The sequence below is a fragment of the Pseudomonas sp. GW101-3H06 genome, from assembly GCF_059424605.1.
In genome coordinates, this window is record NZ_JBWKZO010000001.1 from 1,030,683 (window position 1) to 1,044,673 (window position 13,991).

Annotated in this window: 14 protein-coding genes; 4 read left to right on the plus strand and 10 right to left on the minus strand. The window is 57.4% G+C overall.

What is annotated here, in order from left to right; genetic code table 11:
* Nucleotides 1-22: 22 nt before the first annotated feature.
* Nucleotides 23-2,347 carry a TonB-dependent receptor gene (locus tag AC07ZE_RS04645; protein WP_207261739.1) on the minus strand — a complete coding sequence of 775 codons (2,325 nt, stop codon included), beginning with the start codon at nucleotides 2,345-2,347 and terminating at the stop codon, nucleotides 23-25.
* A gap of 206 nt (nucleotides 2,348-2,553) precedes the next feature.
* Here AC07ZE_RS04645 and AC07ZE_RS04650 point away from each other — a divergent pair, with 206 nt between their 5' ends.
* Nucleotides 2,554-3,234, plus strand: coding sequence for a Fe2+-dependent dioxygenase (locus tag AC07ZE_RS04650; RefSeq protein ID WP_207261741.1), 681 nt, complete (start codon nucleotides 2,554-2,556; stop codon nucleotides 3,232-3,234).
* Entirely contained in the window at nucleotides 3,231-3,977 is a 747-nt protein-coding gene (locus AC07ZE_RS04655) for a tetratricopeptide repeat protein (protein ID WP_207261743.1), read from the plus strand. The genes AC07ZE_RS04650 and AC07ZE_RS04655 overlap by 4 nt, the downstream gene beginning before the upstream one ends.
* 87 nt (nucleotides 3,978-4,064) lie before the next feature.
* On the opposite strand, the gene AC07ZE_RS04660 is transcribed toward AC07ZE_RS04655, so the two are convergent.
* The 7 genes from AC07ZE_RS04660 to AC07ZE_RS04690 all read right to left on the minus strand — a co-directional run bounded on the left by AC07ZE_RS04660 (nucleotide 4,065) and on the right by AC07ZE_RS04690 (nucleotide 10,622).
* Nucleotides 4,065-5,228 (minus strand): type III PLP-dependent enzyme, encoded by a 1,164-nt coding sequence (locus tag AC07ZE_RS04660; RefSeq protein ID WP_207261745.1) that lies wholly within the window; start codon nucleotides 5,226-5,228, stop codon nucleotides 4,065-4,067.
* A 505-nt stretch (nucleotides 5,229-5,733) separates the two neighbouring features.
* On the minus strand, nucleotides 5,734-6,135 hold the full coding sequence (locus tag AC07ZE_RS04665; RefSeq protein WP_207261747.1) for a hypothetical protein: 402 nt from the start codon (nucleotides 6,133-6,135) through the stop codon (nucleotides 5,734-5,736).
* A gap of 375 nt (nucleotides 6,136-6,510) precedes the next feature.
* A complete protein-coding gene (locus AC07ZE_RS04670) occupies nucleotides 6,511-6,876 on the minus strand; it encodes a hypothetical protein (protein WP_207261749.1) in 366 nt (121 codons plus the stop codon).
* 262 nt (nucleotides 6,877-7,138) lie between these two features.
* The gene (locus AC07ZE_RS04675; protein WP_207261751.1) at nucleotides 7,139-8,296 is read right to left on the minus strand and encodes an osmoprotectant ABC transporter ATP-binding protein OsmV; all 1,158 of its coding nucleotides are present in this window, start codon (nucleotides 8,294-8,296) and stop codon (nucleotides 7,139-7,141) included.
* Nucleotides 8,293-8,946, minus strand: a complete 654-nt coding sequence (locus AC07ZE_RS04680) for an ABC transporter permease (protein WP_207261753.1) — start codon at nucleotides 8,944-8,946, stop codon at nucleotides 8,293-8,295. The genes AC07ZE_RS04675 and AC07ZE_RS04680 overlap by 4 nt, the downstream gene beginning before the upstream one ends.
* 12 nt (nucleotides 8,947-8,958) lie before the next feature.
* Nucleotides 8,959-9,852, minus strand: a complete 894-nt coding sequence (locus AC07ZE_RS04685) for a glycine betaine ABC transporter substrate-binding protein (protein ID WP_207261755.1) — start codon at nucleotides 9,850-9,852, stop codon at nucleotides 8,959-8,961.
* 20 nt (nucleotides 9,853-9,872) lie between these two features.
* Nucleotides 9,873-10,622, minus strand: a complete 750-nt coding sequence (locus AC07ZE_RS04690; protein ID WP_259331930.1) for an ABC transporter permease — start codon at nucleotides 10,620-10,622, stop codon at nucleotides 9,873-9,875.
* A gap of 294 nt (nucleotides 10,623-10,916) precedes the next feature.
* On the opposite strand from AC07ZE_RS04690, the gene AC07ZE_RS04695 reads away from it, so the two are divergent.
* Nucleotides 10,917-12,500 carry a peptide chain release factor 3 gene (locus tag AC07ZE_RS04695; RefSeq protein WP_180204405.1) on the plus strand — a complete coding sequence of 528 codons (1,584 nt, stop codon included), beginning with the start codon at nucleotides 10,917-10,919 and terminating at the stop codon, nucleotides 12,498-12,500.
* A 131-nt stretch (nucleotides 12,501-12,631) separates the two neighbouring features.
* On the opposite strand, the gene AC07ZE_RS04700 is transcribed toward AC07ZE_RS04695, so the two are convergent.
* Together AC07ZE_RS04700 and AC07ZE_RS04705 are read right to left on the minus strand one after the other, a co-directional pair.
* The gene (locus AC07ZE_RS04700) at nucleotides 12,632-12,862 is read right to left on the minus strand and encodes a DUF6124 family protein (protein WP_207261758.1); all 231 of its coding nucleotides are present in this window, start codon (nucleotides 12,860-12,862) and stop codon (nucleotides 12,632-12,634) included.
* 130 nt (nucleotides 12,863-12,992) lie between these two features.
* Nucleotides 12,993-13,334 (minus strand): nuclear transport factor 2 family protein, encoded by a 342-nt coding sequence (locus AC07ZE_RS04705; protein ID WP_207261760.1) that lies wholly within the window; start codon nucleotides 13,332-13,334, stop codon nucleotides 12,993-12,995.
* A 238-nt stretch (nucleotides 13,335-13,572) separates the two neighbouring features.
* Between AC07ZE_RS04705 and AC07ZE_RS04710 the strand changes: the two genes are divergently transcribed.
* The gene (locus AC07ZE_RS04710; RefSeq protein ID WP_207261762.1) at nucleotides 13,573-13,827 is read left to right on the plus strand and encodes a hypothetical protein; all 255 of its coding nucleotides are present in this window, start codon (nucleotides 13,573-13,575) and stop codon (nucleotides 13,825-13,827) included.
* Nucleotides 13,828-13,991: the final 164 nt, after the last annotated feature.

Here is a 13,991-nt window from a genome sequence, read left to right on the forward strand (position 1 = left end):
GGGGCTAACCACTCCCACATCATTAGAAGTGGAAGTTGGTGCTCAGCAAGGCAGTACGGCCCGCCGCCTGATTGGCGAAGTGAGTCGAGAAAGCCTTGTCGTAGTAGGTTTCGTCGGTCAGGTTCTGCACGTTCAGTTGCAGGTCGATGTTTTTGGTCAGTTTGTAGGCGGCCATCGCATCGTAGCGAACGTAGGAATCGACCATGGTGGTGTTGGCCGCGCTGCCGAATACGTCGTCGACATAGAACGCACCGCCACCGATAGTCAACTTCGGTGTGACCTGATAGGTCGTCCAGAGGCTGGCACTGTTTTTTGGCGTGTTGGGCAGCTCGTTGCCGTCGTTGGCTCGGTTTGCCGGAATGTCACCACCGTCGACTTGCTCGCTGTCCATGTAGGCATAACCGGCGAAGACTTGCCATTTGTCGGTCAGCTTGCCGGTGGCCGACAGCTCGAAGCCTTGGACGCGGGTTTTGCCGACGTTTTCGTAGGTCGTGGTGTTGGTCTGCACACGAGCGTTTTCCTTCTCGGTGCGGAAGATATCGGCGGTCAGCGACAGACGATCATTCATCAGATCCCACTTGGTACCGATTTCGTAGTTCTTGGTGGTTTCAGGCTCCATGTCGCTGCTCAGCAGGTTGCCGTTGCGATCTGGCGTGCCGCCCAGCGGGTTGCCGTCCTGGCCTTCGCCGAGAGTAGCGCCGGGTGGGGTGGCGGAGGTGGCGTAGGACGCATAGATGCTGCCGTTTTCCGCCGGCTTGTAGACCACGCCGAACTGGCCGGTGACGAACTCGCTGACGTCATCGCCCTTGGACGTGGTGGTGCCGGCGGCGTTGTAGGTTTTGTAATCGGTATCGAAATGGTCGTAGCGCAGGCCCATGTTTACCAGCCACTGCTCGGACAACTCCAAAGTGTCGAACACGTACAACGCATAGGTGTTGGCCTTGGTGTCGGTGCCTGCGTAGTTGCGCGAGATCGCACCGTTCCATGGATCGTTCGGGTTCGGGTTGGGCAGTGAGGTGCAGTTGTAACCGCTTGGCGCGCCGATTAATGCCGGCGAGCAGTTGGTGGTGACGGCCGCTGTGCCCGGAGTCGTGTCGGTGTTGACGTTGTACGAGGATTTCTGGCTTTCCTCGCGGCTGAGTTCGATACCGGTGGCGAAGCTGTTCTTGAAGCCGGCGATGTAGACATCACCAAACAGATCGGTCTGGTTGGTGGTGGTCTCGGTGTTGCTCACGCGAGTGTTCGCACGACGCCAGACGCTGCCATTGTTGACGTTGCCCTTGCTGTCATCCGGCTGGGTCAGGATGTAATCCTGCATGCTGTTGCCGTGGCGCAGGGTGTTCTTGACGGTCAGCGCGTCGCTCAGGTCGTGCTCGATGGCGATGGTTGCAGTGTCGACGCGGCCTTTGCGGAAGTCGCGGTTGTCCAGGCCGTAGAAGTTGCTGCTGTCGCCGCCATCTTCAGGCTTGTCCGGGTTGGACTTGGTACGTGCAGCCGAACCTGCGGTCGGGATCGAGTACGGAATACCCGAGTCCGGCGTGTCGTTGCTTTCCAGATGGTAGTAATCGAGGTTGACGCGGGTGTCAGTGCCCAGGCCGAAGGCCAGCGATGGTGCAACGCCCCAGCGATCGTAGTCGACACTGTCGCGACCGGCGACATTGCTTTCGTGGCTCATCAGGTTCAGGCGGCCGGCAGCGGTGTCGGAGAACTGGTAGTTGCCGTCCAGGGTGTAACGCTGGGTCTGGTCCGAACCCCAGGTAAAGCCGCCGTCGAACGCGTTGCCCAGGTGCGCTTTCTTGCTCACCAGATTGATGCTGCCGCCCGCCGCGCCACGACCGCCGATGGCCGAGTTCGGGCCTTTGCTGACTTCGATCGACTCTACGGCGAATATTTCACGGCTCTGCGAACCGGTATCGCGCACGCCATCGAGGTAGGTGTCGCCCTGGGCATCGAAACCGCGAATGAACGGACGGTCACCCTGTGGGTTGCCGCCTTCACCGGCGCCGAAGGTGATGCCTGGAACGGTGCGCAGCGCGTCCTGCATGTTCAGGGCGCCAGTGTCCTTCAAGACTTGTTGCGGGATGACCGTGATCGAGCGCGGTGTATCGACCAGCGGTGCAGTGTACTTGGGCGAGGAGGCTTTCTCGACGTTGTAGGAGGTCTCGTCCCGGGCTTCTCCGGTAATCGCGGTAGCACCCAGCGAAAGGGTGTTGCCCGGCGCTTTCTCGTCGGCTTTTTCAGCCGCCAAAACCATGTGGCCCGCAGAGCCGGCCGTGATTGCCACGCCAATTGCAGAAGCGAGCAGACGTGGTGAACTGACCGGTAATGTTGGGTGCTGACGTGACATTTGATTCCCCTCCCCAAGGATTTGAGGCGGCGGAATATAGGGTAGACGCGTCTTTGTATCAATTGCGAAACGTTACTATTCGCGATGAATTTACATTCTTTACAATTTAACCTTACGGTTTTTACTGTTTCGTTCGTCTTGCGGGTTTTACACAGTCAATAAGAATCAATACCATTGACACCCCTTGGCTTTCAGGCGTCCTTCCCATGCTGCTGCACATTCCCGGCTTGTTCGACAAAGAAGAAGTGCGGCGCATTCGCGAGGCTCTGGAACAGGCCGATTGGGCCGACGGCAAGATCACCGCCGGCTATCAGTCGGCCAAGGCCAAGCACAATCTGCAGTTGCCCGAAGGTCATCCGCTGGCCAAGGAGATCGGCGCGGCCATGCTGGAGCGATTGTGGAAAAATCCGCAGTTCATGTCGGCGGCACTGCCGCACAAAGTCTTTCCTCCGTTACTGAACTGTTACACGGCCGGCGGCAGTTTCGACTTCCACATCGACAATGCCGTGCGACAGCCCAAGGGCAGCGTCGAGCGGGTGCGCACCGATTTGTCGGCGACCCTGTTTTTCAGTGAGCCGCAGGATTACGACGGCGGTGAACTGGAAATCCAGGACACCTTCGGGACCCAGCGGGTGAAGTTGCCCGCGGGCGACATGGTGCTGTACCCCGGCACCAGTTTGCACAAGGTCAACGCGGTGACTCGTGGCGCACGCTACGCCTCGTTCTTCTGGACCCAAAGCCTGGTGCGCGAAGACAGCCAGCGTGCCCTGCTGTTCGAGATGGACGGCGCGATCCGCCAATTGGCCCAGGATGTGCCGGACCATCCTTCGTTGATCCGCCTGACCGGCACTTATCACAACCTTTTGCGCCGTTGGGTCGAGGTATGAGTTTTCAATTGCGCCGCGAAGAAGTACTCGACGGCGATCAGCTCACATCCATGCTCGACGAAAGCCCGGCGCGTGCTGCCCAGGCAATTCTCATGGCTGCCGGTGAAGGTGTTGTCGATGCCCAGGCGTTGCTCGGGCAGATTCTGCTGGACGGGCGAGGGATTGCGCAGGATCAGCCGTTGGCACTGCGCTGGTTCAACATCGCCGCCCGACGAGGGCACCTGATGGCGCGCAATATGCTGGGGCGTTGTCATGAGCATGGTTGGGGTTGCGTTGCTGATGCTTCGGCCGCTGCACGACATTATCGGGCCGCGGCAGACGCCGGGCTCGACTGGGCGATGTACAACTACGCCAATCTGCTGGCGACCGGGCGTGGTGTCGTTGAGGATCAGCGGCAAGCGCTCAGTTTCTATCGCCGCGCCGCCGAACTTGGTCATGCGAAATCGATGAACCTGCTGGGGCGGTATCTGGAAGAAGGACGCATTTGTCCGGCGGACGCAAACGCTGCCCGCGACTGGTATCGACGCTCGGCGGTCGGTGGAGATTTTCGTGGGCAGTTCAGTCATGCGGCAGTGTTGGCGGATGAGGGCGACATCGATGAAGCGCTGGTCTGGCTGCGCAAGGCGTTGGACGGGGGGAATGTGAATTTTCTGCAGGTGGCGACTCAGGCCCTAAGGGCCGCGACCGATCCACGCATCCAGGCATTGGCGGACGACTATGCCAGGCGCTGCACCGAACGGTAGGCGTTTGGTGTGTCAGAAAGATCGCGATTCTCAGGCACAAAAAAGCCCATGACACGTCATGGGCTTTTTGCTTGCTGCGTATAGCGTTTACACGTAGAAGGACTTCAGCGGCGGGAAGCCATTGAATTCAACGGCGCTGTAGCTGGTGGTGTACGCACCGGTCGACAGCCAGTACAGGCGGTCACCGATCGCCAGGTTCAGCGGCAGGCCGTACTTGTAGTTTTCGTACATGATGTCGGCGCTGTCGCAGGTCGGGCCGGCAATGACCACTTCTTCCACTTCGCCTTTCTTTTCGGTCCAGATCGGGAACTTGATGGCTTCGTCCATGGTTTCGATCAGACCGGAGAATTTGCCCACATCCGTGTACACCCAACGCTCGACGGCGGTACGGGATTTACGTGCGACCAGTACGACTTCACTGACCAGGATGCCAGCGTTGGCGATCAGCGAGCGGCCTGGCTCGAGGATGATTTCCGGCAGGTCGTCGCCGAAGTCTTCCTTGAGGAAGCGAATGATTTCTTCGGCATAGGTTTCCAGGCTGTTGGTACGGGTAATGTAGTTGGCCGGGAAGCCACCGCCCATGTTAATCAGCTTGAGTTCGATGCCGTCTTCTTCCTTCAGGCGTTCGAAGATCACTTTGACCTTGGCGATCGCCGCGTCCCAGACACTGATGTCGCGCTGTTGCGAGCCGACGTGGAATGAAATGCCGTAAGGCACCAGGCCCAGGTCGCGAGCGAGGATCAACAGGTCCATGGCCATGTCGGTCTGGCAGCCGAATTTGCGCGACAACGGCCAGTCGGCAGTGGTCGAGCCTTCGGTCAGGATGCGTACGTAGACTTTCGAGCCCGGCGCGGCCTTGGCGATGTTGCGCAGGTCGGCTTCGGAGTCGGTGGCGTAGAGACGCACGCCCTTGTCGTAGAAGTAGCGGATGTCCTTGGATTTCTTGATGGTGTTGCCATAGCTGATCTGGTCGGCGCTGACGCCACGGCTCAGCACTTTGTCCAGCTCGTAGATCGAGGCGATATCGAAGCTCGAACCTTTCTCTTTGAGCAGGTCGATGATTTCCACGGCCGGGTTGGCCTTGACCGCGTAGTAGACCTTGGCGAATTCGAAACCGGCGCGCAGGTCGTCGTAGGCCTGGCTGATCATCGCGGTGTCGATCACCACGAACGGGGTTTCTTGCTTGTCGGCGAACGCTTTCATTTTCTGAAAGGTATCGCGCGCGAAATAGTCTTCGACCTGGATCGACATGCTTGGGAGCTCCTATTGGCAAACGGGTAAAAACAATGGGTGCAAATGAACGTCCTCCGTATCCCCACTTTGGTTCGCCTACTTCCCAAGGCATGTCGCCGAAAGCAAAAAGGCCATGGGAAGCGCTGCTTTCCCTTGGCCTTGCTGTCTCGTCGTCAGTACTTGAGCCGGATGGATCGTTTCCAGCATGGACGTTCGGCGCGAACTTTAGGGCGTGAGGGGCTTGAGATCAACAAAAAATGTCGCGTTTTTGCACGCGTTCGTCGCGGAGCGGCGTGCAGCTAACTATGTAACCGACAGGTATGACGGATTGATGTTCCCCCGAATGGAGCTAATCAGGCGCAATTTCTGAAACCCGGAGATTCAAATTTGGAAGCGGGTTTGCTCGTGATAGCGTTGTACCGCCATTATTTCTTTGCCTGATGACTTCGCCACCGCGAGCAGCCCAGATTTTCCCTTGGTCGAGCTTCTTATGCAGCCTACCGAAGTTTAAAGCCCTTCTGGTCTATGTTCTGTTGTAATGATCTTCTGATGCCCATGGAAGGTCGACATCGTCATCCTCCGCTTCTTTGTTCATTGTAACGTTCAATGTGTGTCGACCTTTAAGATGACCGTACGGGTGGAAAGGGGTGAATTCGGCGATGATCTTTGTAGAAGATGTTAGTGTGAATTCAATATATCCGTTCATCCTCTCGCCAGGATTGGTTCTTACTATCAGCCCTGGCGGATGGGGCGTGGCGGATACAAGAGCAAAAGTTCCGTCGTGGGGGATAATTTTATCGCCATCATATATGTCAGCAATTGGATACCTCTTGATCACCGTTCCAGAGGGGCGAGATATGGTCTCGGTGGTCGGGGTGACTCTGATGGTTGGTGCTGTTGTATTTTTTTCGTCGGATTCACTCATTTCGCACTCCTGATATTAATTGTGTGCATACTTTGGAAAAATTGTTTCTCATCATTGTTAGTGTGCAGTGTCATTGAATGTTGCGCGATCAATTAGATAGCATTCACCGAAAGCGCACACCTGTCACTTGTACTAGGTTTTAGCTATTTTTGCAGTAATCGAGATTGTTTTTATATTGTTTTTTATTGGTTGTGGCGGTTGTAGGATGCATGCCTGGATTAAGACAGTCCTCACAAAGCTACAGAGTTTGCCCCACTTCCAAGTCATGTTGCCAAACGCAGCAGAGGCCAAGGGAAGCGTTGCCTACCTTGGCTTTGCTGTCTCATCGTGGAGGGAGCAGGGTATGCCGAGCATGAGCTACGGTTTACGGATAAATTAGATTACTTGAATTTGCAGCACATAATTTTTTGCCAGGGCGGGATATTGCGAAGGTGTGAGCCTGGCGGTGATGGTCATGTTGTTTGTCACTCTGGGGACATATATTTTTCCGTTCAAATATCCTGGGTTGTTGCTTACTCTTACTCCAGGTGTAGAAGGTGAAACACTGACTAATGTCCAGTTTCCTGAGCCTGGAACGGTTTTTCCATTGGCGTCCAACAGGTCGCCAAGCGGTAGCTTTGTGAAGCTATTCCCGCGCCGTACTTTATTCGGGTTCCCCGTCACGCTGAGGCGTAGTTGAACGGCTGGACCCGCGTGAGTGGAGGGGGCGGTTCGTTCTGAAATCACATGGGTGGTATCCATTTAAGATTCCTTGGTCTGATAAGTATCGTATTTAATTAATGGCGCTTGGCAAGTTGCCATGGAGTGCAAGTGTCGAGCGATGGTGCGTCATTAGTTAAATGCCTTTTATCGGAAAATGGACCTATTACTTTAAGAATATTTAATGTTGATTTGTAACGATTGAATGCTTATCGAAAGGGTGTGAAGTTGCGGTGAAATGTTATGTGATGATTGATGCGGTTTCACCGCTGAATCAATTGTTTCAGCGGTGAAAAGGAATGTATTAAATCAGCGCCATATCGGCCGGCGATACAATACGTGTCTTGGCTCCGCGAGACTTACCCGAGCTTAAGTACTCGGCAATCGACTCCTGAGTCACCTCACCCAAAAACACCCGCTCGGCATCCATCACCGGCAGCCAGGCGCGGTTGAACTCGTACATGCGTGACAGCAGGATGCGCAGATGCTCGTCGTACGCTGCCGTGGCATTGAATTCGCGCAGGTATTGCCCGCACGTCCCGGTCTGACGGTGCAGGTCGCGACGTCGTACATAACCCAGCGCTTTGTTCTGCGCGTCGGTGACCACCACGTAACGCCGGTCATGTTCGTCCATCAATTCCAGCGCCTCGGCCACCGAGGTTTGCGGGCTGACGGACGGTGCGTTGTCCGCCGCATCTTCGGCCTTGACCAGCAACAGGCGCTTGAGGGTGCTGTCCTGACCGACGAAGTTGCTGACGAAATCATCCACGGGATGGGCGAGCAGGGTGTCCGGATGGTCGATCTGCAGCAGCTTGCCGGCGCGGAAGATCGCGATCTTGTCGCCGAGCTTGATCGCTTCATCAATGTCATGGCTGACCATGATCACCGTCTTGTTCAGCGCCCGTTGCATCTCGAAGAATTCGTTCTGGATCATTTCGCGGTTGATCGGGTCGACCGCGCCGAACGGTTCGTCCATCAGCAACAGGGGGGCATCGGCCGCCAGTGCCCGGATCACGCCGATGCGCTGCTGCTGTCCGCCAGACAGTTCACGGGGATAGCGGTGCAGATACTGCTTGGGCTCAAGCTTGATCATGCTCATCAGCTCGCGGGCGCGGTCGTGGCACTTCTGTTTGTCCCAGCCGAGCAGTTTCGGTACCACCACAATGTTCTCTTCGATGGTCATGTTGGGGAACAGGCCGATCTGCTGGATCACATAGCCAATGTTGCGTCGCAGGGGCACTTCATCGAGGTCGGTGGTGTCTTCGCCGTTGATCAGGATCTTGCCCGAGGAGGGTTTGATCAGACGGTTGATCATTTTCAGGGTGGTGCTTTTGCCGCAACCCGACGGCCCGAGGAACACGCAGATCTCGCCTTCGTTGACGGTCAGGCTCACCGAGTCCACGGCTTTGACGTCTTTGCCGTTGCTTTGGAAGGTCTTGCTGAGGTTTTGAAGTTCGATCATTTGAGCAGTCCTTTTGGAGTCAACGAGCGTTGTAACCATTGCAGAAGCAGGTCGGCGAAGATGGCCAGCAGGCTGACCAGCACGGCGCCGACGATCAGCATCGACATGTCGCTGCGGCTGATGGAAGCGAGGATGAGTACGCCGAGGCCTCCGGCGCCGATGGTGGCGGCGATGGTCATGACGCCGATGTTCATCACCACGGCGGTGCGCACGCCGGCGAGGATCACCGGCACGGCGATGGGCAACTCGACCATCCGCAGGCGCTGGCCGAAGGTCATGCCGATGCCACGCGCGGCTTCGCGGATGCCGGGTTCGACGCCGGTCAGCGCCAGGTAGGTGTTACGCATGATCGGTAGCAGCGAATACAAAAACACCGCCGTGATCGCCGGCATCGGCCCCAGGCCCTGGCCGAATTTCGAATAGAACGGCAGCAGCAGACCGAACAGCGCGATCGACGGCACGGTCAGCAGCACCGTGGCGCTGGCCTGCAACGGCCCGGCTAGGGTCGGGAAGCGTGTCATCAGGATGCCCAGCGGCACGCCGACCACAATCGCCAGGGTGACGGCGATGCCGACCAGGGTGATGTGTTGCCAGGTCAGATGGATCACCTGATGCCAGTCGAGATGGGAAAAGGCGTTCAAGAATTCCATGACTTTTCCTCCTTAATTGATGGGGTGCTGGCGCAGAAAATCAGCGGCCACGGTGGATGGACTTTCATGATCAACATCGACCCGCGCATTGAGCTGGCGCATGGTGTCGTCATCGAACAGTTCGGCCAGCGGCTTGAGTTCTTCGGCGAGTTTTGGGTGGGCATCGAGAAACGCGCGGCGCACCACGGGCGCTGCGGTGTAGTCCGGGAAGTAGTGCTTGTCGTCTTCCAGCAACTTGAGCTTGAAGGCATTCAAACGACCGTCGGTGGTGTAGACCAGACCGGCAAACACCTGGCCGTTGCGCAACGCGGTGTAGACCAGGCCGGCGTCCATCTGGCGGATGTTTTGGCGGGTCAGGTTCATGTCATACAGCTGCACCATGCCGTCCAAGCCGTCGGAGCGGTTGGCGAATTCGGTGTCCAGCGCGACCAGATGATTGGTTTTCGCCTCGTCGCGCAGCACATTGTTCAGCTGGCTGATGTTGTTGATCTGCGGGTAGTTGTCAGCGACGTTTTTTGGCAGCGCGAGGGCGTACGTATTGCTGAATTTCGACGGGGTGAGCCAGACCAGGCCTTTTTTCGCGTCGAGGGCTTTCACCCGGGCGTAGGACTGCTCGCTGTCGAGCTTTTCAGTCACATGGTTGTAAGCCACCAGCGACACGCCGGTGTATTCCCAGAGCATGTCCAGTTGCCCGCTTTCGTGGGCGCTGCGGGCCAGATTGCTGCCCAGGCCGCCCGTGACTTGGGCGTCGTATCCCTTGGCGCGCAGGTATTGCGAAGTAATTTCCGCCAACAGGGTCTGTTCGGTGAACACCCGGGCGCCGATGCGGATCAGCGGTTTTTCAGCCGCCTGGGCAAATCCTGCGCACAACAGGACGCAGCCTAGTAAAAAGCTTGAAGTCTTCATGAGAATTCCTTGGTCGAGGCTTAGGACGGGCGCAAGCCGCGTTCGAGCCAGAGGCGGCTGGCGGCCGTGACCAGACCGTCGAGCAACAAGGCCAGCAGCGCCGTGCAGGCCGCGCCGAGCAGCAGTTGCGGCTGATTGTTCAGGGCAATGCCCGGGAAAATCAGGCTGCCGAGGCTGTTGGCGCCGATCAGGAACGCCAGCGGTGCGGTCCCGACATTGATCGCCAGCGCCACGCGCACACCACCGATGATGATCGGCACGGCGTTCGGCAATTCGACTTTCCACAGCACCTGGCGCGGCGTCATGCCGATGCCGACAGCGGCTTCCTTGAGTGAGCCCTGAACGTTTTTCAGGCCTTCATAGGTGTTGCGCACAATCGGCAGCAATGAGGCGAGGAACAGGGCGAAAATCGCAGGACCACTGCCGATCCCGAGTACGCCCAGAGCAATGGCCAGCACCGCCAGCGGTGGAATGGTGTTACCGATGTTGAAGATCTGCATGAAGCGTTCGGCACGCGCGACCCGGGTCGGGCGGCTGAGGAAGATGCCGGCGGGGAGGCCCACGACAAGGGCGGCCAGCATGGAAGCGAGGACGAGAATCAGATGAGCTTGCAGGTAAAACAACAAATCGTCGCGGTAGTGTTCGATCGTGTTGATGCCGATCCAGTGGATCAGCAGGGCCAGGAGGGCGATTACCAGTGCGCCTCCTATCAGCCCTTTGCCATGGTGGATAGCCACAGGCGGACTCCTTTTTTCAGTCGGCGAACACATTCTCGTGTGGCTACGCCTTACTTGGCTGCCGAAAAAGTGATCGCGAGAAGCAGCTGTTTTTCATCACCGAAACGGTGTGAAAGCGAGCCATGAGCGCAGCCTCGTCAGGCTGACTTGCTGATTTTTCAGCCCCCGACGAGTGGTCGTAACAGGGGAGTGGACGTCTCCGTGCTTTAAAAGGTTCCCATCTGAAGCACCATTTGGCCACCCTGGATGTGCTCAACGGTTCGGTTCTTCGATCAACTTGGGCTATAATCTGCGCCCTTTTTTGAATCACCTGCCAGGCGATTTCCCATGACCAAACAGGCCGCCGAAGTCGCGAAACGCCGCACTTTCGCCATTATTTCCCACCCCGATGCCGGTAAAACCACCATCACCGAAAAGCTCTTGCTGATGGGCAAGGCGATTGCGGTGGCCGGCACGGTGAAATCCCGTAAATCCGACCGCCATGCCACGTCCGACTGGATGGAAATGGAAAAGCAGCGGGGTATCTCGATTACCACGTCGGTCATGCAGTTCCCGTATCGCGAGCACATGATCAACCTGCTCGACACCCCGGGCCACGAAGACTTCTCCGAAGACACCTATCGCACCCTGACTGCGGTGGACTCGGCGTTGATGGTGCTCGACGGCGGTAAGGGCGTAGAGCCTCGGACCATTGCCCTGATGGACGTCTGCCGCCTGCGTGACACGCCGATCGTCAGCTTCATCAACAAACTCGACCGTGACATCCGCGACCCGATCGAACTGCTCGACGAAATCGAAGCCGTCCTCAAGATCAAGGCTGCGCCGATCACCTGGCCGATTGGTTGCTACCGTGATTTCAAAGGCGTGTACCACCTCGCCGACGACTACATCATTGTTTACACCGCCGGTCACGGTCACGAGCGCACCGAAACCAAAATCATCGAGAAGCTCGATTCCGACGAAGCCCGCGCGCATCTGGGCGACGAGTACGAGCGTTTCATCGAACAGTTGGAACTGGTGCAGGGTGCCTGCCACGAGTTCAACCAGCAGGAATTCCTCGACGGTCAGCTGACTCCAGTGTTCTTCGGTACCGCGTTGGGCAACTTCGGAGTCGATCATGTGCTCGACGCCGTAGTCGACTGGGCACCGCGCCCGTTGGCGCGCGTAGCCAACGAACGCACCGTGGAGCCGGTGGAAGAGAAGTTTTCGGGCTTCATCTTCAAGATCCAGGCAAACATGGACCCGAAACACCGCGACCGTATCGCCTTCATGCGTATCTGCTCCGGCAAATACGAAAAAGGCATGAAGATGCGCCACGTGCGCACCGGTAAGGACGTGCGGATCGGCGATGCCCTGACGTTCTTCTCCTCGGAGCGTGAGCAACTGGAAGAAGCCTTTGCCGGCGACATCATCGGTTTGCACAACCATGGCACCATCCAGATCGGCGACACCTTCACCGAAGGCGAAGTCCTGGGCTTCACCGGCATCCCGCACTTCGCCCCGGAGCTGTTCCGCCGCGTACGCCTGCGCGATCCGCTGAAATCCAAGCAACTGCGCCAAGGCCTGCAACAGCTGGCCGAAGAAGGCGCAACCCAGGTGTTCTTCCCCGAGCGCAGCAACGACATCATCCTCGGCGCCGTGGGTGTGCTGCAGTTCGATGTGGTCGCCAGCCGCCTGAAAGAGGAATACAAGGTCGAGTGCTCCTACGAGCCGATCACCGTTTATTCCGCGCGCTGGATCGAATGCAGCGACAAGAAGAAGCTTGAGGAATTCACCAACAAGGCCGTGGAAAACCTGGCACTGGACGGCGGCGGTCACCTGACCTACCTCGCCCCGACCCGGGTCAACCTGGCATTGATGGAAGAGCGCTGGCCGGACGTGAAATTCCGTGCGACCCGTGAGCATCATTAAACGCTGAGTTGAAACACCAAAAGCCCCGGTCCGAAAGTTCCGGGGCTTTTTACTGGCATTCACTTACACCTGTGGGCGCCTGCTCGCGATATTTTTCATTGCAAGGAAGCTCGCTCGCACGAGGGGCAGTGTTACGGGGGATCGAGGTTGTCCAGTGCTCGATTGACTGCCATTTCTCCAAGCATGATGGATTGCTGAATGCCCAGCAGCAGGTGGCCCTCGGGGCCTTTCAGATTCCGGGCGAAGTCGCTGGCCATGGCGCTGGCGGAGGCCAGGGAGACGCAGGCGTATTCGAGCAGGGTGTGGTTGTCGGCGTTGGGGGAGATGAGAAAAAGACTGCTGGGTTGGCGGGGGGGGGCCATGATTCAGGTCCTTGAAGAGTGGGCGCCAACCCCGAATCGCGTTTCTTCATGAGGGTGGCAGCTGTGCGCAGGTTAGTAGACCGGGTCGTATGAATCCCTCAAGTGCGTTGCATCCATGGCGAGCGCGCTCCTACGGAATTGGCGTGCCCTGATGGAAGAGCATCTGCCATTGTTCGTTCTGCTTGCGCCAAATTGAGCTGCGCAAGCTTCTGCTGGTTTCGGTATGACATTGATAGGTCGCCAGCGCGATGTGTTCAGACAGCGGTTTGACTGCGAACTCGCTGATGGTGCGTTGGATGAAGGCTTCATCGGGTAATTGATCGATCAGGTCCGCTTTGGTCCAAGCGTTACCGCTCGCGCCAAATTCGATGAAGTCGTCGGCAATCAGGCGAGAGATTTCTTCGAGATTCTGGCGGAAAGCCTGAGAAAGGAGGCTTCGCTCGAGATCCAGGAGTATCTGTAACAGTTCCATTATGTTGTCCTTTCCAAAGGTCAAAAGATCGCAGCCTTCGGCAGCTCCTTCAAGGGCAGTAGGAGCTGCCGAAGGCTGCGATCTTTTGATTTTTTCGGCATAACAGTTATTCAAAACCAATCTCTACATCGACGGCATTTCCATCGGTTCATTAGCGTCCTATCTGGAGAACCGGGCTGATCGGAACTAGATTAGATTCAGCGCCAGACAGGCACTTCGAGACAGGAAGGATTCGGCTATGAACAGGTTGCTGCGTGTGTTGTTGATGTTGAAGGTGGTGGTGATGCTGGCCCTCGGCAGTACGACAGTCTGGGCCGAGTGCAAGGACCATGAGACGCAGGCGTCAAGCGGTCAGGCGGGTCATGGTGAGTTGATGATCGCCGCGTCCGAATCGGAGCCGGGCGACAAGGGGCAGGGTGGTAGTGCGGGTGATGATGACTCGACCACTGATGAGCCGGACTCTGATGAGGAAGAGGGCGATAGCCAGACGTAACGTGCAGACAAAATAAAACCCCTTCTCTTTCGATTGATACGCAATCGAAGTAGAAGGGGTTGGGAGAAGGCAAAATCCCTGTGGGAGCGAGCCTGCTCGCGAAGGCGCCATGTCAGTCACAACATTGTTGACAGACCGCTTTCGCGAGCACGCTCGCTCCCACA

What these genes read in the sequence shown, in the direction of transcription:
- AC07ZE_RS04645 (WP_207261739.1), bottom strand. Translation starts at nt 2,347, where the DNA reads ATGTCACGTCAGCACCCAACATTACCGGTCAGTTCACCACGTCTGCTC.
- AC07ZE_RS04650 (WP_207261741.1), top strand. Translation starts at nt 2,554, where the DNA reads ATGCTGCTGCACATTCCCGGCTTGTTCGACAAAGAAGAAGTGCGGCGC.
- AC07ZE_RS04655 (WP_207261743.1), top strand. Translation starts at nt 3,231, where the DNA reads ATGAGTTTTCAATTGCGCCGCGAAGAAGTACTCGACGGCGATCAGCTC.
- AC07ZE_RS04660 (WP_207261745.1), bottom strand. Translation starts at nt 5,228, where the DNA reads ATGTCGATCCAGGTCGAAGACTATTTCGCGCGCGATACCTTTCAGAAA.
- AC07ZE_RS04665 (WP_207261747.1), bottom strand. Translation starts at nt 6,135, where the DNA reads ATGAGTGAATCCGACGAAAAAAATACAACAGCACCAACCATCAGAGTC.
- AC07ZE_RS04670 (WP_207261749.1), bottom strand. Translation starts at nt 6,876, where the DNA reads ATGGATACCACCCATGTGATTTCAGAACGAACCGCCCCCTCCACTCAC.
- AC07ZE_RS04675 (WP_207261751.1), bottom strand. Translation starts at nt 8,296, where the DNA reads ATGATCGAACTTCAAAACCTCAGCAAGACCTTCCAAAGCAACGGCAAA.
- AC07ZE_RS04680 (WP_207261753.1), bottom strand. Translation starts at nt 8,946, where the DNA reads ATGGAATTCTTGAACGCCTTTTCCCATCTCGACTGGCATCAGGTGATC.
- AC07ZE_RS04685 (WP_207261755.1), bottom strand. Translation starts at nt 9,852, where the DNA reads ATGAAGACTTCAAGCTTTTTACTAGGCTGCGTCCTGTTGTGCGCAGGA.
- AC07ZE_RS04690 (WP_259331930.1), bottom strand. Translation starts at nt 10,622, where the DNA reads ATGTGTTCGCCGACTGAAAAAAGGAGTCCGCCTGTGGCTATCCACCAT.
- AC07ZE_RS04695 (WP_180204405.1), top strand. Translation starts at nt 10,917, where the DNA reads ATGACCAAACAGGCCGCCGAAGTCGCGAAACGCCGCACTTTCGCCATT.
- AC07ZE_RS04700 (WP_207261758.1), bottom strand. Translation starts at nt 12,862, where the DNA reads ATGGCCCCCCCCCGCCAACCCAGCAGTCTTTTTCTCATCTCCCCCAAC.
- AC07ZE_RS04705 (WP_207261760.1), bottom strand. Translation starts at nt 13,334, where the DNA reads ATGGAACTGTTACAGATACTCCTGGATCTCGAGCGAAGCCTCCTTTCT.
- AC07ZE_RS04710 (WP_207261762.1), top strand. Translation starts at nt 13,573, where the DNA reads ATGAACAGGTTGCTGCGTGTGTTGTTGATGTTGAAGGTGGTGGTGATG.